The sequence below is a fragment of the Candidatus Binataceae bacterium genome, from assembly GCA_035650475.1.
Lineage (GTDB): Bacteria > Desulfobacterota > Binatia > Binatales > Binataceae > JAKAVN01.
This window is the reverse complement of record DASRHP010000012.1, coordinates 515,965-541,636: the sequence shown is the minus strand read 5'-3', so window position 1 is coordinate 541,636 and position 25,672 is coordinate 515,965. Positions and strand designations below refer to the sequence as shown.

General features: G+C 68.2%; 21 protein-coding genes. 6 read left to right on the top strand and 15 right to left on the bottom strand.

The window, feature by feature from the left end:
- Nucleotides 1-26 precede the first annotated feature (26 nt).
- Nucleotides 27-1,313, bottom strand: coding sequence for an MFS transporter (locus VFB33_14030; protein HZO82810.1), 1,287 nt, complete (start codon nt 1,311-1,313; stop codon nt 27-29).
- 324 nt (nt 1,314-1,637) lie between these two features.
- Between VFB33_14030 and VFB33_14025 the strand changes: the two genes are divergently transcribed.
- Both VFB33_14025 and VFB33_14020 read left to right on the top strand, forming a co-directional pair.
- Nucleotides 1,638-2,816, top strand: a complete 1,179-nt coding sequence (locus VFB33_14025) for an acyl-CoA dehydrogenase family protein (protein ID HZO82809.1) — start codon at nt 1,638-1,640, stop codon at nt 2,814-2,816.
- Between the two features lie 87 nt (nt 2,817-2,903).
- Complete coding sequence (locus VFB33_14020; protein ID HZO82808.1) at nt 2,904-3,731, top strand: inositol monophosphatase family protein; 828 nt, start codon at nt 2,904-2,906, stop codon at nt 3,729-3,731.
- A gap of 19 nt (nt 3,732-3,750) precedes the next feature.
- Here VFB33_14020 and VFB33_14015 read toward each other — a convergent pair whose 3' ends face one another.
- Nucleotides 3,751-4,941, bottom strand: coding sequence for an MFS transporter (locus VFB33_14015; protein HZO82807.1), 1,191 nt, complete (start codon nt 4,939-4,941; stop codon nt 3,751-3,753).
- Between the two features lie 498 nt (nt 4,942-5,439).
- On the opposite strand from VFB33_14015, the gene VFB33_14010 reads away from it, so the two are divergent.
- Nucleotides 5,440-6,612, top strand: a complete 1,173-nt coding sequence (locus VFB33_14010) for a CoA transferase (protein HZO82806.1) — start codon at nt 5,440-5,442, stop codon at nt 6,610-6,612.
- Nucleotides 6,613-6,827: 215 nt separating this feature from the next.
- Here the strand turns inward: VFB33_14010 and VFB33_14005 are convergent, their stop codons facing one another.
- The 10 genes from VFB33_14005 to VFB33_13960 form a co-directional block, all read right to left on the bottom strand.
- Entirely contained in the window at nt 6,828-7,295 is a 468-nt protein-coding gene (locus tag VFB33_14005; protein HZO82805.1) for a MaoC family dehydratase, read from the bottom strand.
- 168 nt (nt 7,296-7,463) lie between these two features.
- Complete coding sequence (locus VFB33_14000; protein HZO82804.1) at nt 7,464-8,303, bottom strand: CmcJ/NvfI family oxidoreductase; 840 nt, start codon at nt 8,301-8,303, stop codon at nt 7,464-7,466.
- Nucleotides 8,304-8,691: 388 nt separating this feature from the next.
- Nucleotides 8,692-10,140 carry a glutamate--tRNA ligase gene (gltX, locus tag VFB33_13995; GenBank protein ID HZO82803.1) on the bottom strand — a complete coding sequence of 483 codons (1,449 nt, stop codon included), beginning with the start codon at nt 10,138-10,140 and terminating at the stop codon, nt 8,692-8,694.
- Nucleotides 10,141-10,147: 7 nt separating this feature from the next.
- Nucleotides 10,148-11,680: a glutamine-hydrolyzing GMP synthase gene (guaA, locus tag VFB33_13990; protein ID HZO82802.1), complete on the bottom strand. Its 1,533-nt coding sequence runs from the start codon at nt 11,678-11,680 to the stop codon at nt 10,148-10,150.
- A 129-nt stretch (nt 11,681-11,809) separates the two neighbouring features.
- Nucleotides 11,810-13,252 (bottom strand): ribosome biogenesis GTPase Der, encoded by a 1,443-nt coding sequence (gene der, locus VFB33_13985; GenBank protein HZO82801.1) that lies wholly within the window; start codon nt 13,250-13,252, stop codon nt 11,810-11,812.
- Nucleotides 13,252-14,148 (bottom strand): GTPase Era, encoded by an 897-nt coding sequence (gene era, locus VFB33_13980; protein HZO82800.1) that lies wholly within the window; start codon nt 14,146-14,148, stop codon nt 13,252-13,254. Before era ends, der begins: the two co-directional genes overlap by 1 nt.
- The gene (rnc, locus tag VFB33_13975; protein ID HZO82799.1) at nt 14,135-14,872 is read right to left on the bottom strand and encodes a ribonuclease III; all 738 of its coding nucleotides are present in this window, start codon (nt 14,870-14,872) and stop codon (nt 14,135-14,137) included. The genes era and rnc overlap by 14 nt, the downstream gene beginning before the upstream one ends.
- The gene (mtaB, locus tag VFB33_13970; protein HZO82798.1) at nt 14,829-16,154 is read right to left on the bottom strand and encodes a tRNA (N(6)-L-threonylcarbamoyladenosine(37)-C(2))-methylthiotransferase MtaB; all 1,326 of its coding nucleotides are present in this window, start codon (nt 16,152-16,154) and stop codon (nt 14,829-14,831) included. The genes rnc and mtaB overlap by 44 nt, the downstream gene beginning before the upstream one ends.
- Before the next feature lie 11 nt (nt 16,155-16,165).
- Nucleotides 16,166-17,260, bottom strand: coding sequence for a tRNA 2-thiouridine(34) synthase MnmA (gene mnmA, locus VFB33_13965; protein HZO82797.1), 1,095 nt, complete (start codon nt 17,258-17,260; stop codon nt 16,166-16,168).
- A complete protein-coding gene (locus VFB33_13960) occupies nt 17,257-18,435 on the bottom strand; it encodes a cysteine desulfurase family protein (GenBank protein HZO82796.1) in 1,179 nt (392 codons plus the stop codon). Before VFB33_13960 ends, mnmA begins: the two co-directional genes overlap by 4 nt.
- A gap of 110 nt (nt 18,436-18,545) precedes the next feature.
- Between VFB33_13960 and VFB33_13955 the strand changes: the two genes are divergently transcribed.
- The 3 genes from VFB33_13955 to VFB33_13945 all read left to right on the top strand — a co-directional run bounded on the left by VFB33_13955 (nt 18,546) and on the right by VFB33_13945 (nt 21,848).
- Nucleotides 18,546-19,748, top strand: a complete 1,203-nt coding sequence (locus tag VFB33_13955; protein HZO82795.1) for an FAD-binding oxidoreductase — start codon at nt 18,546-18,548, stop codon at nt 19,746-19,748.
- Between the two features lie 79 nt (nt 19,749-19,827).
- The gene (locus VFB33_13950; protein ID HZO82794.1) at nt 19,828-20,736 is read left to right on the top strand and encodes a DUF1028 domain-containing protein; all 909 of its coding nucleotides are present in this window, start codon (nt 19,828-19,830) and stop codon (nt 20,734-20,736) included.
- Nucleotides 20,733-21,848, top strand: coding sequence for a hypothetical protein (locus VFB33_13945; protein ID HZO82793.1), 1,116 nt, complete (start codon nt 20,733-20,735; stop codon nt 21,846-21,848). Before VFB33_13950 ends, VFB33_13945 begins: the two co-directional genes overlap by 4 nt.
- Before the next feature lie 22 nt (nt 21,849-21,870).
- Here the strand turns inward: VFB33_13945 and epsC are convergent, their stop codons facing one another.
- From epsC to VFB33_13930, 3 genes are read right to left on the bottom strand one after another with little or no spacing between them, the layout of a single operon-like run.
- A complete protein-coding gene (gene epsC, locus VFB33_13940; protein ID HZO82792.1) occupies nt 21,871-22,602 on the bottom strand; it encodes a serine O-acetyltransferase EpsC in 732 nt (243 codons plus the stop codon).
- 41 nt (nt 22,603-22,643) lie between these two features.
- Nucleotides 22,644-24,389, bottom strand: a complete 1,746-nt coding sequence (gene cimA, locus VFB33_13935; protein ID HZO82791.1) for a citramalate synthase — start codon at nt 24,387-24,389, stop codon at nt 22,644-22,646.
- A gap of 4 nt (nt 24,390-24,393) precedes the next feature.
- The gene (locus tag VFB33_13930) at nt 24,394-25,635 is read right to left on the bottom strand and encodes an aspartate kinase (protein ID HZO82790.1); all 1,242 of its coding nucleotides are present in this window, start codon (nt 25,633-25,635) and stop codon (nt 24,394-24,396) included.
- Nucleotides 25,636-25,672: the final 37 nt, after the last annotated feature.

Here is a 25,672-nt window from a genome sequence, read left to right as displayed (position 1 = left end):
TCACCACCGCCTGCAACGGCGCGACTTTACGATGCCGCTGGAACGATCGCGACACCCGCGCTTGCCCGGCGGACCGCCCAGTAGCACGGCGCCGCGGCGAGCAGGATGAGCGCGCCCAGCTTCCACGCCGCTGGAATTCCGTACGCGTCGGCAACCCGCCCGCCCACCAGCAGGCCGAGCGAGCCGCCGAGTGTGCCAAAGGTGCTGCTGAAGCTCAGCAGCGTAGCCCGCTCCTCGGAATCGATCTGCTCGTTGAACCAGGTCTGGCCAAGCGGCTGCATCGCCCCAGCGCACAGGTTCATCACCAGCAGGCTCACCAGTGCGAGGTTGGGCCGGCCGGCAAGCGCGCCGCCGCCAAAGAGCAGCGCGCCGGCAACCAGCGTCAAGCCGACCAGCCGTGCGCCGCGCTTGCTCGCCGTTACGCCGAAGCGCACCACCGCCTCCGCGCCGGCCATCCGCGCCAGCGTGAACAACGCGTACAGCCAGCCGACGATCCAAATACCCACCCCGTAGCGGTCGTTGAAGAGCTGCGGCCACTCCAACCAGTACGGCGCCCACGCGGCGAAGGTCAGCGCGCTCGCGCTGCTCAGCAGCAGCACCGGGCGGCTGCGGAAGCCGCGGCGCAATCCGAGCATCACGCGCAACGCCACCAGCCCGGGCAGCGCCCGCAGATTGACCCCAGCCGACCGTTCCCGCTCCCCGCGCATCAGGGACGCCGCCGCCATCCCCGCGAACAGGTAGCCCGCCGCACCGAGCAGCCACGGATAGGCGATGTCGATGTCGGCGACGTAGGCGCCGATTATCGCCGAGCCGACGAAGCCGAGATTGGTCAGTTGCGAGATGCGCGAGAACAGGCGGTCCTTGAGACCGACGAAGCCCGCGGCATCGAGCGCGTCAACCCCCCAGGCGTCGATTGCGCCGTTGCAGAAAGTCGTTCCCACGCCGTCGATCGATTCGGCCAGCAGGAAGGCGGCGTAGCGATGGGCGCAGAAGTACAGGAGGAAGGCGGCGACGCGCAACGCGCATCCGAGAACGAACGAGCGCCGCCGCCCCATCGCGTCGGCGAACGCGCCGGTCGGCACGTCGGTCAGGAACATCACGACGAAGTACACCGCCAACACGCTGTTGATCTGGAACTGGTCCAACCCGCGCGAGCGCAGGAAGAGCGGATAGACGCCGTAGAGGAAGCCGCCGGCGAACGAATAGCCCAGCCACATCGAGTAGTAGCGGCGCGTGACCTCGCCAAGGGTGCCGTTGGCAGGCGTGCGGGCGACGGGCGCGCCGCCCGCGGCGTTTCTCTGTCCCTCCAACATCCTTTAGACTCTCTTCGAGGCCCCGCGTCGCGGGCGACCCTGCCGCTGCGCGCAACCGGCGCGTGAACCCTTCATTGTACGCTCGCCCCATCCCAACACCTACAGCCGAGCCGCAACCGGCGAGCGCCGCGCCGGTGCGCGCGCTTCCTTCGCGTCGCATGGGTCGCCGCCCGCATCTATGCCGGCTACAAATCGATTGCGCTCTGGTCGCCGCGCCGACTGAACCGCCTTTACCGGCTCCGCGTGCTGGGTTAGCCTCATCGCTTCGCGCGGCGCGCCCGGGCGCGAAGATGCCGAAATCGAAGCGGGCGCGTGGATTTAGCGATGTCTCAACGGCAGACGGAACTGGTCGCCCTCGCGCGCGAGTTGGCCGCGGATTTTGCCACCCGCGCGGAGGAGCACGACCGCGCCAATAGCTTTCCGCTCGAAAACGTCCGGCGCATGAAGGAGACCGGCTACACCGCGCTGGTCGTGCCCGAACGCCACGGCGGCCTGGGCGCCGACCTCGTCGATTTCGTGCTGTGCCAGGAAGCGCTGGCCCAGGGATGCGCGCCGACCGCACTCGCCATCAACATGCACCTCTTCGGCATCGGCAGCATGGTCGAACGGCTGCGCGGCACGCCCGACGAGGCGGTGTTCCTCGAGATGCTCGGGCGCGGGCGCGCGATCCTGGGCGGCGGAATCAGCGAGCCCGAAACCGGCGGCGACTGGGGCTACTTCGCCACCCGCGCGCGCCACGACGCGGCGGGCTATGTGCTCAACGGGCGCAAGATTTTCACCAGCCTCGCGCCGGTGATCGACATGTTCATGGTGATGGCGACGGTCGAGGACAGCACGCCGCCGACCGCGGCCACTTTCGTGATCGCGCGAGGCACGCCCGGCGCCGAGATCGTCGAGACGTGGGACGCGCTGGGGATGCGCGCGACGTCGAGCCACGACCTTGTTCTCAAGGACGTGCGGGTGCCGGAGACCGCCAAGGCGGATGAGCGCCCGGTGGGGCCGATCGATGAAAACGGAATCTCGCTGTTCGCCTGGTTCAGCCTATCGATCGCGGCGATCTACACGGGGCTGGCAACAACGGCCTACAGGTGGACGCGCGAGTTCGCCGGCCGCTTCAAGCCGCTGGTCCTGCCGCGCCCCATAAAGTATCTCCCCGGCGTGCAGTTCGCCGCCGCCGAGGCCGAGGCGCTGCTCGCGCAGTCGCGCGCGCTGTACCTCGGCGTGGCGCGCGAGTACGCCGCCGACCGCGACGGGTTCAAGGGCGAGCGGGGGCTCGCGCGCGTGGTGCTGCCCAAGTATGTGGCAACCAACAACGCGATTCGCGTGGTTGACCAGTGCATGGAGATCGCCGGGGCGCATGGCTTCGTCAAGCGCAACCCGCTCGAACGCTACTTTCGCGACGTGCGCGCTGGCGTGAACCATCCGCTCTCCAACGCCCGCGCGCGCGAGTTGATCGGCAAGGTCGCGCTCGACATCGAGCTCGCCGAGATTCCGCGCTGGTGAGTGCTCGATGAGCCCGGCCGTTGTGGATTTCCGCCCCTGGCGCGCGCCGCGCGCGCTGGCTAAAGCGACTCGCCTCGCATAACTTCCGTGGCCGTGCAAAGCGAGATCGAGCACGTGGCGCTGGCCGCCGCGCGCGCCGCCGGCCGCGTCCATCTGCGCCGGCTCAGCCGCATCAGCGTCAGCCGCAAGAGCAGTTCGATCGACCTGGTCACCGAAGCCGACCGCGAGGCCGAGGCCGCCGTGATCGCCATCATCAGCCGCGCCTTCCCGGACCATGCGATCCTCGCCGAAGAAAGCGGTGCCAACGCGCAGCGGAGCGCCCAGCGCTGGATAATTGATCCGCTCGACGGCACCACCAACTTCGCCCACGGGTTCCCGCAGTTCTGCGTGTCGATCGCCTACGAGCGGCGCGGACGCGTCGAGCTCGGCGTGGTGTTCGACGCGCTCAAGCGCGAGCTGTTCGTCGCCGCCCGCGGACGCGGCGCGCGGCTCAATGGCAAGCGCATCCGGGTCAGCCGGACGCCGGCGCTCGAATTCGCCCTGCTCGCGACCGGCTTCCCCTACGACCGGCGCGAGCGGCGTCACTTCTACCTGACCTTCTGGGAGGCCTTCATGATGCGCACGCAGGGGGTGCGGCGCACCGGCTCCGCGGCGCTCGACCTGTGCTACGTCGCCTGCGGGCGGGTGGACGCCTTCTGGGAATTCGGGCTCCATCCGTGGGACGTCGCCGCCGGCGCGCTTGTCGTGACCGAGGCGGGCGGGCGCGTGACCAACGCGGACGGCTCGCGCCTGGATCTGGGCGGACGCCAGATCCTCGCGAGCAACGGCCGGCTGCATCGCGCGATGCGCGCGACGATCCTCAAGGCGTGGCCGGAAGCCGAGCGGCGTCTGGCTGAGGCTCGCCCCACTCCCTAATTGGTGCACTGCGGCGCCGTCAGGTTGACTGCCCGCCGGCCCTGGTCAGCGCCTGCGGTCCGCGAAGCTCAAGGCCCCACGGCGCGAGCAGCAGGCAGAGCGAGCCGATAATGGCCGGCGCCAGCGAGAACGCCGCGACTCCTGTGCGGTCCCACGCCGCGCCGCCGATCAGCGGCATCAGAAACGCCATCCCGTAACCGATCGTGAACATCCCGGCCGAGACCCGATGGACGTCGGCCGGGCGCTCGGCCAGCAGCGGCGGAAAGACCAGGTTGAGCACGAAGCACATGGCGGACGAAAAGCCGAGGAGCGCCGCCCCAGCGATGCGCGCCCAATCGTGCGGGATAAAGAACACGCCCAGCCCGGCCGCGGTGACCACCGCCATCGTTTGAATCGGCACCGTCCGTCCGACGAATCGCTCCGGAAACAGCGCCACGATAATCGAGGCGGGAAACTGCGCGCCGTTAAGCCAGACAAGCGACGACGCGATCAGATGGGTGGCCCCCACGCTGTGCAGGTAATCAGGAAAGAACGCGTTGGCGCCGTAGTAGATGACCGAGCTGCCGGCTTGGATGAAACCCAGCCGCCAGGTCAGGCCGTGCCTGAAGTCGGGCCACCATTGCGTCCGTTCGCCCTGCTCGTCCACCGCGCCCAACCGCGGCGTCAGCAGCCAGAGCATCGCCGCCACGATGATCGGAAACACTCCCCACACCGCCAGCGCGGCGCGCCAGTTCCCGGCAAGCGGCACGATTGCCTGCGTCGTCGCGCCCGCGCCGACCAGTTCGCCGACGAGCAATCCGTTGGTGTAAACCGCAGTGGCCAGTCCGACGTGGGCGGGTGTCCAATGGTAAACCAGCGCCGGCAGCGCAGGCTGCACCACCGCGATACTGGCGCCCATCAGCAGCGTCATCCCGAACAGCATCGCAAGCGACGGTCCCACGCCGCGCAGCGCCGAGCTCGCACCGACCAGCGCGGTGCCGACGATCACCGCGCGGCGCGCGTCGAAGCGCGAAATCAGCATCGAGCCCGCCGTCGCTGCGCTTGCGAGCAGCAGCACTGGCAGTCCGAGCAGTGCGGCAACCGCGGTTTCGTCGAGCGGGAGGTCGCGATGGATGAGCGGGAGGAGCGGCGGGATGGCGAGCAGCGTCAGGCGCAAGCTGATGCCCGAGAGCCAGAGCAGGAGCAGCTTGAGCCAGGGAATTCGCGTCATGGGCCGCGCGTCAGATGGGCATCGCCAAAGTGCGCAAGGATAGCCGAAAAGCCGCGCGCGCAAAACGCGCCGCGGCTTCACGCTCAGTTCGAACGCGCTTCTGCCGCCGCACCAGGCGCTGCTCTCGATGACGTCGGGGCCGGCGCTAGGTCAGCTACTGGCATCGCGGCCGCGTCGTCCTCGACATCGAGGACATGACCCGCCTGCGGACAGCAGTCTCGTGTTCGCCGCTTGCGCGATCAGAGGCTCCTGCCGCCGCGTAGGTGAGCTGTGCAAGCGGCTCGTTGATCGGGCTGCGATCGCCGCCGGGGACCTGGCCGTCGGGAGTGCCGGGATATGGCGGATGGTTGCGCGGCACGCATCCCCCGGGCGTTTGGAGTAATCCAACTTCATTCGCGAACCGTCAAGGCGCGAAGCAGACTCCCTTGGCGGGCGATCACCGGATTCCGGGGCGGCGTTACCGCTCGGCGCAAGCTTCGCACTATGATGAGGCCCGTTATGGGCAAGCTTCCACTGTCGCGCTTCAAGGTAATCGACCTCACCCGCGCGCGCGCCGGCCCGACCGCTGTGCGCCAGCTCGCCGACTGGGGTGCCGACGTGCTCAAGGTCGAACAGCCGGGAGACGACGCGACCGAAGTCGGCGCGCGCCACAGCCCCGACTTCCAGAACCTCCATCGCAACAAACGCAGCATGACGCTCGACCTCAAGCGCCCCGAGGGCCTGGAGATCCTCAGGCGGCTTGTCGCCCAGTCCGACGTGCTGGTCGAGAATTACCGCCCCGACGTAAAGCACCGCCTCGGCATCGACTACGAGAGCATGCGCGCGGTCAATCGGCGGCTGGTTTACGCCAGCGTCTCGGGCTTCGGCCAGGATGGCCCGTATCGCAGCCGTCCAGGGCTTGATCAGATCGCGCAGGGCATGGGCGGTTTGATGTCAATCACGGGGCTGCCCGGCCAGGGGCCGGTGCGAGTGGGAATCGCGATCGCCGACGTCAGCGCCGGCGTGTTCTGCGCGATGGGCGTGCTGATCGCGCTGCTTGAGCGCGAGCAATCCGGCGAGGGTCAGTGGGTACAGACATCGCTGCTGGCAGCGCAGATCGCAATGCTCGACTTCCAGGCCGCGCGCTGGCTCGTGGCAAAGGAAATTCCGGAGCAGGCTGGCAACAACCATCCGACCGCGATCCCGACCGGCGTGTTCAGAACCGCCGACGGGCACATCAATATTGCTGCCTCGGGCGGCGAGCTTTTCGGCCGGCTGTGCAAGGCGCTCGGCGCCGAGCATCTCGCCGCGGATCCGCGCTACTCCAGCGGCAGGGCCCGGCTTGGCAACCGCGACGAGCTAAACGCGGCAATCGAGGAAATCACGCGCACGCGGCCATCGGCGGAGTGGATCGAGATTCTCAATCGCGCGGGCGTCCCGTGCGGCCCAATTTACCGAATGGACGAGGTGTTTGCGGACCCGCAGGTGCGGCACATCGGCATCGCGCGCGCCGTCGAGCATCCCAGACGCGGACGCCAGGAACTGGTCGGCCAGGCGGTGGACATGAACCGCACGCCGTGGGCGCTGCGCTCAGCCGCGCCCGAAAAGGGTGAGCACACGGACGCCGTGCTCGCCGCGCTTGGCTACGATCCGGCGGCAATCGCCGATCTGCGCGCGCGCGGCGTGGTGTGAAAGGCTATGCGCTGAGCTGACAAAGCCGCTGGCGCTGCCGCTCGTTTGCGCCGCCGCCGCGCAGTGATTGGAGGAGGATGGGTATTAAATTCATGCTCCATATCGTCCCCACCGTGCCGGCTTCGCCGGAACGCGAGCGGCTCGCCGCGATCGCTCATCGCACTGGTTGAGCGACAAATAAGAGTGGGCCGGCACCGGGGCCCGCCACGCTGACATCAACGCACGTACAGGAAAATGCCTTCGTAGGTCAGCGCGGGCCGCTCCTGGCCGACCACGGCCACCTGGGTCTCCTGCGTGACTTGCGTCCCTTGCGGACGCTCTTCGACCGCAATCACGCGGCGGCGCGCGTGCACTTTCGATCCGGCCGGTACCGGCGAGATGAAGCGCAGCTTGTTGCCGCCGTAGTTCACCACGTTGCGATAGCCGACAACCTTCCATCCCTCGTCGATCTCGAAGGCCGGCAGCAGGCTGAGCGTCAGAAAGCCGTGCGCGACCGGCGCCTTGAATGGGCTCTCGCGCTTGGCACGCTCAACGTCGATGTGGATCCACTGATGGTCGCCGGTCACCTCGGCGAACTGGTTAATCTTCTCTTGGGTCACCTCGATCGGCTTGCTCCAGGGGCCGAACTGGTCGCTGATCTTCGAGCGCAGCTTTTCAATATCGTCGAATCGAATCGTCTCCATCAGGGGCCTCCCGTGTTCAGGCGCTCCGTGTCGGCGCGCCTGCCTGCGGCCAGCCTTCCACGGACGCCAACGTTAGTCCATCGCGGCACAGTGCCGACGCATGAGCGCAAACCGCAATCGACCCGGCGTATCGCGAGCGCGCGCCGCCAGACGGCCGCCGATTACCGTTCAGCTCAGGGACGCGAAAAACGCGATCGTGCGCACCTCGATGCTCTCGCGCGGCGCGGCGTCTGGCGGCGCGCTCGGATCGTCGAAGGCGCAATGCGCGGTCCAGCGCGCGCGCCCGTCGGTCGCCGAGTCGAAGCACTTGAGGAACAGCGCCTCGTCGGAGCGCATCCGCGGGAAGTAATACCACCGATGGGCCGGGCTGTAAGCGACCGAAAACACCTCGCCGGTGCGGTCGCGATACTTGAGATCGGTCGCGATGAAGTCGCTCACCTTGATGCTCTGCGCGTGGCATACGGCGAGCGGCGATTCCTCGACCGGCCCGCGGATCGGCCGCCATACGTTGATAAAGGCAAAGCGATGCTTGAGCAACTCCTCGGCCTCGGCGCCGAGCAGATCGCGCACGCGCTGCGGCGCCGACTTGGGCGTGTAGTCGTTGTGCGCGAAACGCACCGGCTCGCGCGCGGCGTTCAGTCCCTGCTTCGCCATCGGCGCGCAGCGCACGTTATGGTCGAACACCAAGACCCGCCAGGCGCCACTGACCTGCTTAACCAGCCGCTCGACCTCGGGGTAATAGACCGCCTTGACCTCGGCGTCGTCGTAGAAATTGGCGGTCGCGCTGCGATGGGGCACCAGCGCGAAGCCTGCGCCGTCGAGCGTCAGTTCGCCGGCGACCGCGCGGCCGTCCTCCACCCGCATCGTGTGGCGCTCAGGCTCCCAGTTGCGCAGCGGCGCGTCCGGCGTCGGCTTGTACAGCCAGGTTGCCGGCTTCTCCGCCATCGGCCTGACGTAGTTGAAACTGCCCTCGACGTAGCCGGGGTTCCGGATGGTTTCCGCGTCCATGGCTCTCCTTTTACAACGCCCCCGCCGCGCGCGCCAATCGCCGCGAACGCCGCTTCCGCAGACGCCGTCAGCGCTCGGTGCCGAGGCCTTACAATTCGCGTGCCGCGCAGGAGTGCGTCTAAAACCGGAATACTTTGCGAGCGGGCTGGAGAGCAAACCTTCGCATTTCGCCCTTTGCCACGGCTTGCGAGGGCGTACAAGCCGGCGCGCCCGCTCTCTGTCCTGGGGCGGCGCGGCATCTAGAACAGAAACCCCACCTGCGAATGGCCAGGACAAACCGGCAATCGAATCTGGTGCCGAGGAACGAGGGCTGGCACGGAGGCCCCCCTGGTACAAGATCACGGCAACGCTTTGCGTTACCGCGGTCGCCTGTCGTCGCAGTATCGCGCTAAGCGGCCGAACCTATCAGTTCGAGCGCGCGGCGCAGGCGGAGCACCGTGCGGGCGCGGCCGAGCACCGCGATCACTTCGTAGATTCCCGGGCTCACCGTGCCGCCCGTCAGCGCGACGCGCACCGGCTGCGCAAGCTGCCCGAGTTTCATCGCGAAGCGTCCGAGCACGCGCTCGAAGGCGGCCTGGATTGCCGCCTCGTTGAAGTCGCCCTCAAGCGTCTCCAGCTCGGAGGCCAGCGCGGCCAGCGGCTCGGCCATCTCGGGCTTGAGAAATTTCGCCGCCGCCTTGGGCTCGATCACAATCTCGTCGCTCAGGTAGAACTTCGCGAAATCGACCAGTTCGACCAGGGTCTTGGCGCGCTCGCGCAGGGTCGCGATCATTTTCTGAAGCCACGCCTCGTCGCCGGGAATCTTCGTATATCCGGCGCGCTCGATGAACGGTCGGACCTCGCGCGCAAGTTGCGCCAGCGGGCGCTGCTTGAGGTAGTGGAAATTCAGCCACAGCAGCTTCTCGGCGTTGAAAATCCCCGCTGACTTGCCGCAGGCGGCGAAGTCGAAATACTCGATCAGCTCCTGCTTCGAGAAGATTTCCTGGTCGCCGTGCGACCATCCCAGCCGCGCCAAATAGTTGAGCAGCGCCTCGGGAAAATAACCGAGGTCGCGGTAGGCGAAGACCGAGATCGCGCCATGGCGCTTGGAGAGCTTCTGCCCGTCCGGCCCCATCACCATCGGCAGATGCGCGTAGGCGGGCGGCGTCAGGCCGAGCGCATAGAAAATCTGCATCTGGCGCGGCGTGTTCGGCAGATGGTCGTCGCCGCGGACGACGTGCGTAATGCCGAAGTCGGCGTCGTCGAGGACGGTCGCAAAATTGTAGGTCGGCACGCCGTCCGAGCGAAAGATGATCAGATCATCCAGCTCCGCGTTGTCGAACACCGCGCGCCCCTTGATCAGGTCATCGACGACGGTCTCGCCGACCCGCGGCGCGCGAAAGCGGATGGTGTAGTTGCGGCCGGCGGTGCGGTCGGGCAATGCGAGGTCGGCGGCGAACGGCAGGTCGCGGCACTTGCCGTCGTAGCCGGGCTTGCGATGCTCGCGCTCGGCCTGCTTGCGCCTGGCCTCCAGCTCCTCGGCGGTGCAGTAGCACGGATAGGCCTTCTTCGCCCGCAGCAGTTCGAGCGCGCCCTGGCGGTAGCGCTCGAAGCGGTTGGACTGGAAGTATCTGGGATCGGGCGGCCCCTCGTCCCATTCGATTCCGAGCCAGCGCAGGCTTTCCAAAATCTCGTTTAGCGACTCCTGGGTGGAGCGCTCGCGGTCGGTATCGTCGATGCGCAGGATGAACTGGCCGCGGTTGTGGCGCGCGAAGAGGTAGGCGAACAGCCCCGAGCGCACGTTGCCGATGTGAAGCGCGCCGGTGGGGCTCGGCGCGTAGCGGCTGCGGACGGTCACGATGCGGCTACTCCCATTCGATGGTCGCGGGCGGCTTGGAGGTGATGTCGTATACGACGCGGTTGACCCCGCGCGCCTCGTTAGTGATCCGGCTGGAAAGCCGCGCCAGCAGTGCCGGGTCCAGCCGCGCCCAGTCGGCGGTCATCCCGTCGGACGACTCGACCGCACGGATCGCGATCACGCTCTCATAGCTGCGCCCATCGCCCATCACGCCGACCGTCTTGAGCGGCAGCAGCACGGCGAAGGCCTGCCATAGCTGCGTGCCCAGCCGCTGCGCTTCGATCTCCTCCATCACAATCCTGTCGGCGCGGCGCAGAAGCTCCAGCCGCTCGCGCGTGACCTCGCCGACGATGCGCACCGCCAGACCGGGGCCCGGGAACGGCTCGCGATCGACGACGTCGGCGCCCAGGCCGAGCTCGCGGCCGACCGCGCGGACTTCGTCCTTGAACAACTCGCGCAACGGCTCGATCAGCTCCAGGCGCATGCGCTCCGGCAGCCCGCCGACGTTGTGATGGGTCTTGATCGTGGCCGAGGGCCCCTTGAACGAGACCGACTCGATAACGTCGGGGTAGAGCGTTCCCTGGCCAAGAAACCGCGCGCCGCCCATCGCGCGCGCCTCGTTCTCGAATACCTCGATGAAAGTATGGCCGATAATCCGGCGCTTGTGCTCGGGGTCGAGCACGCCTTCGAGGCGTTTGATGAAAAGTTCGGACGCGTCGACCACGCGCAGCGCTATCCCGAGCCGGCCGCCGAATACGCTCTCCATCCGCTCGCGCTCGCCCGCGCGCAAAAGTCCCGTGTCCACGAACACGCATCGCAGGCGATCGCCGATCGCGCGATGGATCAGCACCGCAGCGACCGATGAATCGACGCCGCCTGACAGCCCCATGATCACGCGGTCGTCGGGCCCGACGCGCGCGCGGATCTCGCCGAGCTTGGTCTCGACGAAGGCGGCGGGCGTCCAGTCGCCCGGCTCGCCGCAAATCCCAAGCACGAAGTTGCGCAGGACCCGCGCCCCGCACGGAGTGTGCGCAACTTCCGGATGGAACTGGATGCCGCGCATCCTCCCGTCGCGCGTGCGCACGGCGGCGTAGGGCGAATTGTCGCTGTGCGCGATCGGCTCAAGCTCGGCGGGAATCGCCTCGACGCGGTCGCCGTGGCTCATCCAGACTCGCTGCTCGCGCTCGTCGATTCCCTCGAACAGCGGATCGCGCCGGTCGATAATCAGCGTGGCCGGGCCGTACTCGCGAGCGCGCGCGCCGGCGCTGCGGGCGCCCAGATGCTGCGCGATCACGTAAAGCCCGTAGCAGATGCCGAGCACGGGGCATCCGACGTGCAGCACCTCGGGCGAAATATCCGGCGCGCCGGTCTCGTAGAGGCTCGCCGGACCACCCGACAGAATGATCCCGCGCGGGCGCATCGCGCGGATCTTCTCGGGCGCGAGATTGTATGGATGAATCTCGCAATAGGCGCGCGCCTCGCGCACGCGGCGAGCGATGAGCTGCGTGTACTGGCTGCCGAAATCCAGAATCAGGATCACGAAATCGACCTTCGCTTAACTATACCGGCGCGCCGCCCGCGGCGCATCACGAGCCGCCCGGGCTTTTCCACAACACGCGCGCAGGTCGAATCTCCCGCACCGCCCGCCGCTTCGCTGCGCGCGCGGCTTTTAATTGCGGCCGTTGGCGGCCTCCTTGGGAGGCGCAAGGCCCGCCGCGCGCGCCTCGGCCCAAGTGCGTCCGGTGCGGCGGAACTCGAAGACCAGCGGCGTGCCGACCAGCCCGAGCGCCGCGCGGAAGCGGGTCTGAAGAAACCGCAGGTAGTGCGGCGGGATGCCGCTTGCGACGTTGGCAAAAAAGGCGAGCCGCGGCGGTGAATGGCCGACCTGCGTGACGTACATCAGCCTGAGCCGCCGCCGTCCGACCATCGGCGGGTCCATCGCCGCACTCGCCTCGGCAAGGACGCGGTTGAGCCGCGCGGTCTGGAACGTCGTGCGCCACGAATCGCCGGCCCTGAGCGCCGCCGGGATCAGCTTGTCCACGCCGTCGCCGGTCAGCGCCGAGGTGAACAGCATCTCGGCATAGGCCAGGAACGGCACTCGCGCCTGTGCTTCGCGCACGAAGGCCGGGATGCGCTGGCCGGCCCTGGCCGCAGCGTCCCATTTGTTGCACACGACGACGAGCGCGCGCCCCTCCTTCTCGACCAGCCGCGCCAGCCGCGCGTCCTGGTCGGTGATTCCCTCGGTGGCGTCCACGACCAGCGCCAGAACCTCGGCGCGCCGGATCGTCTGGATCGCACGGCCCACGGAGTAATGCTCGAGCTCGCCCTCGACCCGGGTCGGGCGGCGGATTCCCGCGGTGTCGATCAGCAGGACGTCGCGCCCGGCAGCGTGTATTCGCAAATCGACCGTGTCGCGCGTCGTGCCGGGCGTCGCATCAACGATCGCGCGCTCGAATCCCGCAAGCCGATTTAGCAGCGACGACTTGCCGACGTTGGGGCGGCCGATTAGCGCCAGGCGCAGATCGGGCGCCTTTTCCTCGCGTGCTTGCGCAGCCGGCAGACGCGCGACGACCTCGTCCAGCAGCTCGCCGACGCCGAGGCCGTGCGCGGCCGAGATCGTCATCAGCGGGCTGACGCCGAGCGCGTAGTACTCGGCCGCCGCCGGCTCCATCGCCGGCCGATCGATCTTGTTGACCACCGCCACCAGCGGGCGGCCGGTTGCGCGAATCAGCGCCAGCGCCTCGCGGTCGCCCGGGCCAAGCCCTGCGCGGCCGTCGAACATAAAGACGACGACGTCGGCCAAGGCCACCGCGCGCAGCGCCATTTCGACCACCCGCTCGCCGAGCCGCTCGCGCCCACCGAGCTCCAGACCGCCGGTATCGACGACGAAGAAGCGGCGCCCCAGATGCTCGGCCTCGCCGAAGTTGAGGTCGCGCGTGGTACCGGCGACGGGGCTGACGATCGCGCGCTGGCGGCGGGCGATGCGATTGAACAGGGTCGATTTGCCGGCGTTGGCGCGTCCGACCAGAACCACCACCGCCACGCCCTCGGGCAGCGCGGCGAGCGCGTCGCGGCGCGCCGCGCCGGCGCCGCTGTTGATGCGCCTGGCCACTACAGTCCGAGCTCCCCGATCTTGCGCGGGTTGCGCGTCCAGTCCTTTTCGAGCTTGACCAGCAGTTCGAGAAAGACGCGTGCGCCGAAGAGCTCCTCGAGTTCCAGCCGCGCGGCGGTCCCAATCTCCTTGAGCCTGCGCCCGCCCGCCCCGATCAGCATTCCCTTGTGCGACTCGCGCCCGACCACGATCAGCGCGGCAATCCGGATCAGTCGCCGCTGGGGCTCCTCGACGAAATTTTCCACCACCACCGCGGTTGAAAACGGGACCTCCTGGCGCATCGCGAGGAAAACCTTCTCGCGCACGATCTCCGCCGCCAGCACGCGCTCGCTCTGATCGGTGTACTCGTCCTCAGGCATCAGCGAAGGGCCCTCGGGCAGGATCGCCTTGATGACCTTGAGCAGCTCGCCGACGTTTTCGCCCTTGAGCGCGCTCACCGGCACGATCTCCGCCTCGGGCAGCTCGCGCGAGCATTGCTCCGCGCAGGCGATCAGATCGGCGCGCGACACCAGGTCAAGCTTGTTGATCGCTATGATGCGCGGCGCCTTTAGCTCGCGCAGCTCGGCCAGAAATTCGCGGTCGCCGGGGTCGAGCTGCCCGCGCGCCTCGACCACTCCCACCACAACCTCGCCCTCGCGCAGGCATCGGCGCGCGACCTCGACCATCCGCTGATCGAGCGCGGTGCGCGGGCGATGGAGCCCCGGCGTGTCGATGAAGATCAGCTGGGCGTCGGGGTCGGAGCGGATGCCGAGGATGCGCCGGCGGGTGGTTTGCGGGCGCGGCGTGACGATCGCGACCTTCTGCCCGACCAGGCAATTGAGCAGAGTGGACTTGCCGACATTGGGGCGGCCGCCCAGAGCAACGAAGCCCGCGCGATGGCTTTCAGTGCCGCCCATGGCGCTCGTGCCGCTCGCCGCCGATACGGTCCAGGGCCGCGCGCGCCGCGGCCTGCTCGCTCTGCTTCTTGCTCCCGCCTTCGCCGATGCCGAGCTCGCGCCCGGCGATGCGGATGCGAGTGGTGAACATCTTGGCATGGTCCGGCCCGCGCGAGCCGATCAGCTCGTACACCGGCTGGGTCCGGAAACGGCGATAGGCGATCTCCTGCAACTCGGTCTTATAGTCGCGCTCGGCGGCCGGACCGCCGATGTCGTCGGCGAACAGCGCTTCGATTACGCGCTGCGCGGCGGCCAGACCGCCGTCGGTATAAATCGCGCCAATCACCGCCTCGAACGACGCCGCCAGGATCGAAACCTTCTCGCGCCCGCCGCTTTTCTCCTCTCCCTTGCCCAGCCGCAGCGCGCGCCCGATTCCGATCGCCTGCGCCTTGGCTGCTAGGGTGCGGCCGTTGACGATCGAGGCGCGCTCCTTGGAAAGCACGCCTTCCTTGGCTTCCGGCAATTGGCGCATCAGCAGGTCGGCGATCGCGAGGTCAAGTACCGCGTCACCGAGAAACTCGAGCCGCTCGTAATGGGCATCGGCGCCGACAGCGGCGCTCGGATGGGTGAGCGCGATGCGCAGCAGCTCGGGGCGCGCAAAAGTATAGTTCAGCCGATGTTCGAGCTCGGCGCGCTCCTCGTCAGTGCGCAGGCGCGCCGGTCGTGGCCGTCGTCCCGCGCGCAACCACAGTGCCAGCGAGCGCAGCGCCCTCGACGCGCGATATCGCCACCTCGACTTCGTCGTTCGCAAGTGAGTCGGGGCCCTCCACCAGGACGCGGACGTAGTTGCGGCTATAACCCCCCAGCCGGCCGTCTCTTCCGCGCTCCTCAAGTAATACTTTAAGTGCGGTCCCGCAAAACCGCTGCGCAAAACGCCGCCGCTTCTCCTCGCCCAGCGCGCGCAGTATCGCCGCCCGGCGTGTGACCTCGGCCGCCGACACCCTGCCCGGCAGCTTGGCCGCCGTGGTTCCCGCCCTCACCGAGTACGGGAAGACGTGGAAGTAGGCAAGCGGCAGTTCTTCAACGAATCTAACGTAGTTCTCGAAGTCGCGCACGCTTTCGCCGGGGAAGCCGGCGATAAGGTCGGTCCCGACCGCGGCCGTGGGCATCGCATCGAGCACTCTTTCGACGCGCCCGCGAAAATGGGCAAGGTCGTAGCGCCGGCGCATCCGCCCCAGCGTTTCGTCGGTTCCGGCCTGCAGCGGCAGATGAAGATGCGGGCAGAACTTGTCGCTGCCGGCGAGGATTTCGATTGCGCGGTCGCTCAGCTCCTCGGGATCGAGCGAGCTGATACGGACGCGCCCCACCGGTGAGCGCTCGGCTATCATTTCGAGCAGCGCCTCCAGGCTGACCGGCGGTTCGAGGTCGCGCCCGTAGCCGCCCAGATGGACGCCGCTTAGAATCGCCTCGCGGAAACCGGCGGCGGCGAGGCCGTCAAGGGCGACGAAGATGCGTCGCGGCTCGACGCTGCGGGAGGTTCCACGCGAGGTCGGCACGATACAAAAGCTGCAGAACTGATCGCATCCCTCCTGCACCTTGAGAAAGGCGCGCGTATGGCCGGTGAGCGCCACCGCCCCCAGCTCAATCGGGGCGCGCTCCTTGCGCAGGTTGGATACCATCACGCGCGCGCCCGCTTCGCCCATCACCGCACGCTCCAGGTCGCCCGGCCGCCCGAGCCCGACCACCGCATCGACCTCCGGTGCGCCCGCGAGCGCCTCGGGGCTCGCCTGCGCGAGGCACCCGGTCATCACCACGCGCGCCCGCGGATTGAGCCGGCGCGCCCGGCGCGCAAGCCTGAGGCTCTCAGCGTCGGCGCGATCGGTCACGGTGCAGGTGTTGACGATATAGACGTCGGCAACCTCGTCGAACCCGCACTGCTCCATCCCGCGCGCGCCGAGCCGCGACTCAATCATCGCCGAGTCGTACTGGTTGACCTTGCATCCAAGCGTCGCCACCGCAAAGCGCATCGCACCGCCCCTCACAGCGCGCACTCGATAAAGCCGCCGCCCACGACTTCATCGCCGCGGTAAAAGACGCAGGCTTGTCCCGGCGTCACCGCCGGTCCGGTGGCTCCGGCAAATCGAACACGCGCGCGGTTGTCCGCCGCGGTCTCCAGATAGGCGGGCAGCGCGGGATGCCGGTAGCGAATCTGCGCTTGAATCTCCAAGACTGCGGCGCCGCTCACGGCATCGGGATCGACCAGCGACAGGTCGCGCGCGATCAGCCCCGCGGCGCCCAGCGACTCGCGCCGGCCAACCACGACCTCGCCGCGCGCGGCGCGGATCTCGCGCACGTAAAGTGGCGCCGGCGCACTCACGCCAAGACCGCGGCGCTGGCCGACGGTGAAACGGTGGACCCCGGCATGAGAGGCGAGCCGTCGGCCCTCATCGTCAACGATCGCACCCGGGCGCAGCTGCCGCGCGCCCGCCGCGCGCTCGACGAACCCGGCGTAGTCGCCGTCGGGCACGAAGCAAATCTCCTGGCTCTCCGGCTTGTCGGCGTTGGCGAGACCCAGCGCTCGCGCCCGCTCGCGAACCTCCACCTTGGTCATCGAACCCAGCGGAAACAGCGTGCGGGCGAGCTGCTGCTGGCCGAGCGCGAACAGGAAGTAGGACTGATCCTTGGCGCGGTCGGCGGCGCGCAGCAGATGGAAGCGGCCGCGCGAATCGCGCTCGATCCGCGCGTAGTGGCCGGTCGCGATGAACTCGGCGCCGATGGCCGCCGCCCGCTCCCAGAGCCGATCAAACTTGATCTCGCGGTTGCACATCACGCACGGATTGGGAGTGCGTCCGGCGAGGTATTCGGTGACGAAATTTCCGATCACGCGCGCGCCGAACTCGGCCCGCAGGTCAGCCACGTAGAACGGAAAATCCATCCGCTCCGCGACCCGGCGCGCGTCCTCGAAATCCTCATGCGAACAGCACGTCGCGCGCCGGCGCGCAGCCGGCGTCGGCGCCTCCGGCGCAAGCCGCATCGCGACGCCGACGACGTCGTAGCCGGCCTCGCGCAGCGATGCGGCCGCGACCGAGCTATCGACGCCCCCCGACATCGCGACCAGCACCCGCACACTCACGAACGCACCTCGCCGCCGCACGCGCGCTCCGGTTCGGCCGCCATCACCCGCCTCCACACGCGTGGGATAATCCCGGCGGCGCACGCGACCTCAGTCTCGCTCGTGTTCCATCCGAGACTCAGTCGAAGCGAGCTGCGCGCGGCGTCGCGGCCCAGGCCCATCGCGAGCAGCACATGCGAAGGCTCGACCGCGCCGGCCGCGCACGCAGAGCCCATCGAGACCTCGACGCCCTCCAGATCGAGCGCAATGAGCAGGCTCTCGCCGAGCACGCCGGGAAAGCTCAAATTGAGCGTGTTGGCGAGGCGGCGCGATGCGTCCGCAGGCCCGTTGAGGCGCAATCCGGAAATTGCGACGACTAGCCGCTCCAGGAGGCGCTCCGCTAAACCGGCGAGGCGCGTTGACTCTTCACCAAAATGTGCCTGCGCCGCCTCGGCGGCGGCGCCGAAGGCGACCGCGCCGAGCAGATTCGGCGTGCCCGCACGCAGCCCGGCCTCCTGCGGCCCGCCGAGCGTCGCCGGCGCAAACGCGACCCCTTGGCGCACATAGAGCGCGCCGATTCCGGCCGGCGCGCCGAGCTTATGGCCGCTGAGCGTAAGCAGGTCGCATCCAAGCTCCGCGACCCGCACCGCAATCCGACCGGCGGCCTGCGCGGCGTCAATATGGAACAGCGCGCCCGCGCGCTCGGCGGCGGGGGCGACCGCCGCCAAATCCTGGATCGTGCCGACCTCGGCGTTGGCAAGGCCGAGCGTCACCAGCGCCGTGTCGGCGCCCACGGCGGCGACGACGGCGGCGGTGTCGATGCGTCCCTCGCGGTCACAGCCGACCCGGACGACGTCGAAGCCGCGGCAGGCCAGGTATTCCAGCGGCGCCAGGATCGACGAATGCTCGATTGCCGAAGTAACGATCCGACGGCGCGCCGGCCTCGCCTCGATCGCGCCGCGAATCGCGAGGTTGTTCGACTCGGTACCGCCGCTGGTAAAAACAATCTCGCGCGGCGCCGCAGCGACGAGCGCGGCGACTTGGGCCCGCGCCTGCTCGAGCGCGCGCCGAGCGCGCTGGCCGCTCCGATGCACTGAGCCCGGGTTGCCTTCGTCCGCCTCGAGGAAGCGGCCGATTGCGGCGCGCACCTCGGGACGCAGCGGCGCGCCGGCATTATGGTCGAGGTAAATACGCATCCGGTTTGATAGCCCCGGGACGAAAGATTAACTTACCCTAGCGAAACGACCGGCAAAAGCCGCCGCGCGCGGGCGCTACGTCAAAAGGGAACCGCGCCGGGCGAACAACCATGGCGAACGAAGACGTAATTGTCGTAGGGGCGGGGGTGGTCGGATGTTCCCTCGCCTTTCATCTCGCCCGCGCCGGGGCCCGAGTCACCGTTCTCGACCAAGGCGCTGAGGTGTGCGCCGGGATGTCGGCGCGCTCCGGGGCGCTGGTGCGGATGCATTACACGTTCGCGCCCGAAGCCGAGCTGGCGTGGAAGAGTCTTGCCTATTTCGCCAACTGGGACCAGACGGTCGGGCGCGACCGCGAGGGGCGCGGATGCGGCTTCGTGCGCACCGGATTCGCGGTCGTGGTGGGTGCGCCGAATGCCGACGGACTGCGCGCCAACATCGCGATGCTGCGCGGGGTCGGCGTCGATACCTACGTGGTCGAACCAGCAGACCTGCGCGAGCTCGAGCCGGCGATAAACGTCGATGACGTCGTCCTGGCCGCCTACGAGCCGCAAAGCGGCTATGCCGACCCGGTTGCCACGACGCGTTCGCTGGCGCAAGCGGCCGAGCGCCGCGGCGCAAGGTTCATGCTCAATGCACCGGTGGCGTCGATCGATACCGCCGGCGGGCGCGCGCGCGGCGTGATCGAGTTGTCGGGCAAGCGCCACGCGGCGGACGCCGTATGCGTGGCGGCGGGACCGTGGACCGACCGCCTGCTCGCGCCGCTGGGCGCCGCGATCGGGATTCGCGCCGAGCGCGCACAGATCGCATTCTTCAAGCGAGCGCCCACGGTGCGCCATTGCGGATGTATCGACACGATTTCCGGCAGCTACTTTCGCCCGCAAGGCGCCGATCTGACGCTGATCGGCCTGGGCGACGTAAAGGCCGAGTACGAGCCCGACCCCGACGGCTTTCGCGAGGACAACGACGCCGACTTCGTCGCCGAGGTGGCCGAGCGCCTGGCCCATCGCGTGCCCGCGATGGCCGGCGCGAGCTACGCGCGGGGCCACGCCGGGATCTACGACGTGAGCCCCGACTCGCGCGCCGTGCTGGGCCCGATAGCCGGCACGGGCGGACTGTACGTTGCCGCCGGCTTCAGCGGCACCGGATTCAAGACCGCTCCGGCGGTGGGCGCTGCGATGGCGGAGCTTATCCTCGAAGGGCGCGCGCGCACCGTCGATCTGACGCCATTCGGCTTCGAACGTCTTCGCCAGCGGCGGCTGATCCGTGGTGAGCACGAATACGTGATGGGCGCAAATTTCGGCCATAAGCTCTGAGCGAGCGGCTTCGCGCAGACCGCGATGCGCGCAGCTTCGACCGCTCTGAATAGCTGCATCGGGATAACGGCTGATCCACATGACCTACTCAATTGTGGCGCGCGACCCCAACACTGGGGAGCTCGGCATCGGCGTCCAATCGCGCTTTTTTGCGGTCGGGCGGCTCGTTCCATGGATCGAAGGGGGCGTCGGCGCTATCGCCTCGCAGGCGTTCGTCAACCCCGCGTATGGCTACCAGGGGCTGAGCCTGCTGCGCGCTGGGGTTGCGCCCCAGGAGGCGCTCCAGAGGCTACTGAGCGCGGACTCCGGCGCCGCCATCCGCCAGGTCGCGATGATCGACGCACACGGAGGGACGGCCGTGCATACCGGCGCTTCCTGTCTGCCCACCGCGGGGCATGCGCTCGGCGCGTCCTGCGCGGCGCAGGCGAATCTGATGGCGCGGGAAACCGTGTGGCGCGCGATGGTGGACGCCTTCGAACGCGCCTCGGGCGATCTCGCCGAACGGCTGCTGGCTGCGATGGAGGCGGCCGAGCGTGAAGGCGGAGACCTGCGGGGCAAGCAGGCGGCGGCGCTGATCGTGGTTTCCGGGCAGCGCAGCGAAAATCCGCGGGCGAGAACCTTTGAGCTCCGCGTTGATGATCATCCCGACCCGGTGGGCGAGATAAAGCGCCTGCTGTCGTATGCCCGCGCCCATAACCGAGCCGCTCAGGCGGGCGAGCGAGCGTTCGCGGGCGATGTCGAAGGTGCGCTGGCAGATCTCGAAACATGCTGCACGGCCTATCCCGACGAGCCGGAATTTGTGGCGCGGATGGCGCTGACCCTCCTGGCGAGCGGGCGTACGGACGAAGCACGCGCTCGGTTTGGACAAATCCGCGCGATCGATCCCGGCTGGGCGGAGTTCCTGTTGCGCTTTGCGCGCAGCGGAGTCATTCCGATCGCGCCGCAGGCGGTGGAGTCGTGGGCAGCCGCTTTAGAGCGCGACCGGTGAGACCGCCGCTGCGCGCCCGCGGCGCTCGCCCGCGTTACGGTTCGACTCTGACGCGATGGTTGTACGCGTGCCTGCTTGCCGTGCTCGCCGCCGGGTGCGTGCCGGAAAATCCGCCGCCGCCTCCCCCACCTCCGGCGCAGCCTACGCTGCCGGCGGGGATGGTCGTTCAGCCTTCGTCGCTGGCCGAGGATGCTCAGGGAGACGTGTGGTTCACGCTGCTTGGAGTTCCGAAAATCGGCCGGCTCGATCGCAACGGCAAGCTCACCGAGTTCCCTCTACCGCCGGTCAGCTTCGGCGCCAATCTGGTCTGCGGCGCCGACGGCAACCTGTGGATGATCGGGATCATGGCGGCGGGCGCGCAGATCACCGCCAACATCATCAAGCGCACGCCCGAGGGCGCGGCGGTGATCTACGAGTTGCCCGGCGGCTTCGTGCCGGAAGGCCTGACGTTCGGTCCCGACGGCAACCTCTGGTTCACGGCATGGGAGCGCGCACAGCCCGAAGCAGCAGTGGCTATCGGGCGGATGACGCTGCAGGGCACGGTCACGATCTTTCCGCTGCCCGAACGCGGCAGCGGCCCAGTGTCGATCGTCAGCGGCCCCGAGAGCAACCTGTGGTTCACCGAAGCGCCGGTGGGAAGGATCGGACGGGTCGCGATGGACGGCAAGGTGACCGAATACCGGCTGCCGCGCAAAGGTGCGCTGCCCGCCCAAATCGCCGCCGGTCCCGACGGCAACCTCTGGTTCACCGAGAATTTCAGCGATCGTGTCGGCCGCTTCACACCTGCCGCGATGGTCAGCGAGTTCACCCTGCCGGTCAGCGGCCAGTACCAAGCGATCGTCGTCGGCCCTGACCACAATCTCTGGATCGCGATCAACCGCGGAGGCTCGGCGGGCAGCGTCGGCGCCGCAGGCGCTATCGTGCGATTGACGACGGCCGGCGTGGCGGCGGTCTTTCCGCTTCCCGGCGGCGCCCTTGTCACAAGCCTGCTTTCACGGCGCGACGGCACGCTGTGGTTCACCGAACGATGGAGCATCGGCGGGCCGACCAACATCGGCCGGATCACTACGGCAGGTCAGATCACCGAGATGCCGCTGAAGCTCGGTGAATGAGGCACACGCCGCAGGTGCGCCGTTACTGGCGGTTCTTGGTCAGATCGTGGTCGCCGACAGGCGCCGGCGCGGGGGCGTGCGGCACGACTTTGTCCTCGAGGCAGTCCTGGCGCTCTTCGAGCTCCTCGACTCGCACGTCGAGGCGGTTGAGCTTCTCCACCAGCGCTTGGATCGCGCGCGCCACCGGGTCAGGCAAGCGCGCATGGTCGAGTTCGGCGATGTCCTGACGTGCGCTCTCGCCCTCGATGATCTTGCCCGGGATGCCGACGATGGTCGAATAGGGGGGCGCCGAGGAGACCACTACGGCGCCGGCGCCGATGCGGCTGCCGCGTCCGATCCGCACCGGACCTATCACCGCCGCGCCCGCGCTGATCATCACGTGGTCCTCGATCGTCGGGTGGCGCTTTTCCTTCTTGAGGCTGGTGCCGCCCAGCGTGACCCCTTGATAGATAAGCACGTCATCGCCGATTGCGGTGGTCTCGCCGATCACCACGCCCATCCCGTGATCGATGAAAAGGCGGCGGCCGATGGTGGCGCCCGGATGGATCTCAATACCGGTCAGAAAGCGGGCGATCTCGCTGAGCAGGCGGCCGAGAAGCCTGAGATGATGCTCCCACAGCCAGTGCGCGATGCGGTACATCCAGATCGCATGCAGCCCGGGATAGGCCAGCACGACCTCCAGCGTCGTGCGCGCCGCCGGGTCACGCTCGAAGACCGCCTGGATGTCCTCGCGCATTCGACTGATTACGCCCATCGCACTTCTCCTTCGGCCCGGCGCGGCCGGCCCCCGCGCTGCTAGGTCGGCTCGAGCGCGCTGCCGTCGCCGCGACCGTTGCCCGGTGGATGCTTGACGGTGCGCGGACGGGCGGCGTCCTTGTGCAGCTTGAACTCGACTGAATCGACCAGCGCCTGCCAGCTCGCCTCGACCACGTTGCTCGACAACCCGACGGTGCCCCAGCGGCGTTTGCCATCGGTCGATTCGATCAGCACGCGCACGCGCGCGGCCGTTCCGGCGCCGTTGTCCAGCACACGCACCTTGTAATCGACCAGTTGCATCGCCTCCAGCGCCGGGTAATAGGGCACCAGCGCGCGGCGCAGCGCCGAGTCGAGCGCGTTGACCGGGCCGTTGCCGGTCGCCGAGTTGCGCGTGCGCACGCCGTCGGGTCCCTCGATCACCACCACCGCCTCGCTGAACGGCGTGTGATCCTCGTGCCACTTGTCATCGAAGACGCGGAAACTGACAAAGCGGAAATGATCGCGCGCGAGGCCCAGCGTGCGCAGCATCAGCAATTCGAACGAGGCGTCGGCGCCGTCGAACGTGTAGCCCAGCGCCTCCAGGCGCTTGAGTTCGTCGAGCAGCACGCCGATCTTCTCGTTGCTCGGTTCGATGTCGAGGCCGAATTCCTTGCTCTTGTACAGAATGTTGGCGCGGCCCGAGAGCTCGGAGAGCACCACGTGGCGGTCGTTGCCGACGATCGCGGGGTCGATGTGCTCGTAGGTATGCACGTCGCGCTGGATGCCCGAGACGTGGAGCCCCGCCTTGTGGGTGAAAGCGCTGTGGCCGACGTAGGGCTGGCGCAGCGGCGGCGTGATGTTGGCCAGCTCGTACACCAGCATCGCGGTTTCGCGCAGCGCCTTGAGCTTGTCGGGCGGTACGCACCGGTAGCCGAGCTTGAGCTGGAGGTCAGGGATGATCGAAACCAGGTTGGCGTTGCCGCAGCGCTCGCCGAACCCGTTGATCGTGCCCTGCACCTGCACCGCACCCGCGCGCACCGCCGCTATCGCGTTGGCCACCGCGACCTCGGAGTCGTTGTGCGGATGGATCCCGAGCGGGCAGCGCACGGCTTGCTGTGCCGCGCGTACGCCGGCTTCAATCTCGTGCGGCAGACGGCCGCCGTTGGTGTCGCACAGCGCGATCAGGTCGACGCCGGCGTCCTGGGCCGCGCTCAGACAGGCGAGCGCAAACTCGGGATTGGCGTCGTAGCCGTCGAAGAAATGCTCGGCGTCGAAGATCACTTCGTCCACGTGGCGCTTGAGGTAGGCGATCGTGTCGTGGAGGATTTCGAGATTGGCCTGGTTGGAGATGCGCAATGCTTCGCGCACGTGGAGATCCCAGGTTTTGCCAACCACGGTGGCGACCGGCGCCTCGGCGCGCAGGATCAGCGCCAGGTTGCGGTCGGCCGAGGCGCGCACGTTGGCGCGGCGGGTCGAGCCGAAAGCCGCGATTCTGGCATGGCGCAGCCGCAACTTCTTTACCTCGCGGAAAAACGCCGCGTCGCGCTCGTTGGAGCCCGGCCATCCGCCCTCGATATAGTCGATTCCAAGGTCGTCGAGGCGCTGGGCGATCTCAAGCTTGTCCCCGACCGTGAGCGACACGTCTTCGGACTGACATCCGTCACGCAGCGTGGTGTCGTAGATCTGGATCTTCGTTGCCCCGCCCTCGTCGCGCTCGCCGCTGTTGCGCCCGGCGCCGTTGACCGCGCCGATCGAGGCCGCGCTCCTGCGTGCGGCCGAGTTCCGCTCCCTGTGCGTCGTAGCCATTGGATTATACCGACTCCGGCGACCCCGCGCCGGAGCCTTCGCCGAGGAAGGCATCGTGCAAAGCGCGCATCGCGAGTTCCCCGTACTTGGCGTTGACCACCACCGAAATCTTGATCTCCGAGGTCCCGATCATCTCGATGTTAACGCCCTCGTCGGCGAGCACGCGGAACATCCGCGCCGCCACGCCCGCGTGGGTGCGCATTCCAAGCCCCACGATCGAGACCTTGGCGACCTGCTCCTCGTGGCGTACGCCGCCCGCGCCGATCTCGTTCGCCACCATCCGGCAAAGCTCCAGCGCACGGCGCAGATCGTCGCGGCCCACAGTGAAGGTTACGTCGGTGCGGCCGTCGGCGCTGGCATTCTGAATAATCATGTCAACGACGATCCCAGCCCCGGCGATGGGCCCGAAGATGCGCGCCGCAAGTCCTGGCCGGTCGGCAACGCCCGCGATCGTTATCTTGCTCTGGTTCTGGTCGAGCGTTACACCCGACACCATTACCTCTTCCATCGACCTGTCCTCCTGGCCGACCCAGGTGCCCTCGGCCTCGCTGAAGCTGGAGCGCACGACCAGCGGCACGTTGTAGCGCCGCGCCAGCTCAACCGAGCGCAATTGCAGCACCTTCGCTCCCAGTCCCGCCATCTCCAGCATCTCGTCGTAGGAGACGCGCCGCAGCCTGCGCGCGCGCGGGCAGATATTGGGATCGGCGGTGAATACGCCCTCGACGTCAGTGTAGATCTCGCAGGCGTCGGCTTTCAGCGCCGCCGCCAGCGCGACCGCCGTCAGGTCCGAGGCGCCGCGGCCAAGCGTGGTGATATCGCCCTTGGGATCCACCCCCTGATATCCCGCGACCACCGCAATACAGCCGTCTGCGAGCACCCGGGTCACGCGCTCGGCCTCGACCGAGCGAATCCTGGCGTTGCCGTGATGGGAGTCGGTGGTGAGGCGTAGCTGGTGGGCAAGGAACGACACGGTCGGATAGCCCAGCGCCTGGAGCCGAATCGCGAGCAAGGCCGCCGAGACCTGCTCGCCTGTGGCAACCAGAACGTCGGTTTCGCGCGTATTGGGAGCGTCGCTGAGTTGCGCAGCCAGCTTGAAGAGACGATTGGTTTCGCCCGCCATCGCGGAGACAACGACGACGAGCTGGTGGCCGCGCGCCCGTGCGCGTGTGACGCGTTCGGCTACCGCCTTGATGCGGTCGATCGAGCCGACCGAGGTTCCACCGTACTTTTGAACGATAAGCGCCACAGTGATTGCCGCCGCAGCTCAAGATGCGGCGTAAACG

What these genes read in the sequence shown, in the direction of transcription:
- VFB33_14025 (HZO82809.1), top strand. Translation starts at nt 1,638, where the DNA reads ATGTCTCAACGGCAGACGGAACTGGTCGCCCTCGCGCGCGAGTTGGCC.
- VFB33_13955 (HZO82795.1), top strand. Translation starts at nt 18,546, where the DNA reads ATGGCGAACGAAGACGTAATTGTCGTAGGGGCGGGGGTGGTCGGATGT.
- cimA (HZO82791.1), bottom strand. Translation starts at nt 24,389, where the DNA reads ATGGCTACGACGCACAGGGAGCGGAACTCGGCCGCACGCAGGAGCGCG.
- VFB33_14010 (HZO82806.1), top strand. Translation starts at nt 5,440, where the DNA reads ATGGGCAAGCTTCCACTGTCGCGCTTCAAGGTAATCGACCTCACCCGC.
- VFB33_14030 (HZO82810.1), bottom strand. Translation starts at nt 1,313, where the DNA reads ATGTTGGAGGGACAGAGAAACGCCGCGGGCGGCGCGCCCGTCGCCCGC.
- VFB33_13950 (HZO82794.1), top strand. Translation starts at nt 19,828, where the DNA reads ATGACCTACTCAATTGTGGCGCGCGACCCCAACACTGGGGAGCTCGGC.
- mtaB (HZO82798.1), bottom strand. Translation starts at nt 16,154, where the DNA reads ATGCGCTTTGCGGTGGCGACGCTTGGATGCAAGGTCAACCAGTACGAC.
- VFB33_14000 (HZO82804.1), bottom strand. Translation starts at nt 8,303, where the DNA reads ATGGACGCGGAAACCATCCGGAACCCCGGCTACGTCGAGGGCAGTTTC.
- VFB33_14005 (HZO82805.1), bottom strand. Translation starts at nt 7,295, where the DNA reads ATGGAGACGATTCGATTCGACGATATTGAAAAGCTGCGCTCGAAGATC.
- VFB33_13960 (HZO82796.1), bottom strand. Translation starts at nt 18,435, where the DNA reads ATGCGTATTTACCTCGACCATAATGCCGGCGCGCCGCTGCGTCCCGAG.
- VFB33_14015 (HZO82807.1), bottom strand. Translation starts at nt 4,941, where the DNA reads ATGACGCGAATTCCCTGGCTCAAGCTGCTCCTGCTCTGGCTCTCGGGC.
- epsC (HZO82792.1), bottom strand. Translation starts at nt 22,602, where the DNA reads ATGGGCGTAATCAGTCGAATGCGCGAGGACATCCAGGCGGTCTTCGAG.
- era (HZO82800.1), bottom strand. Translation starts at nt 14,148, where the DNA reads ATGGGCGGCACTGAAAGCCATCGCGCGGGCTTCGTTGCTCTGGGCGGC.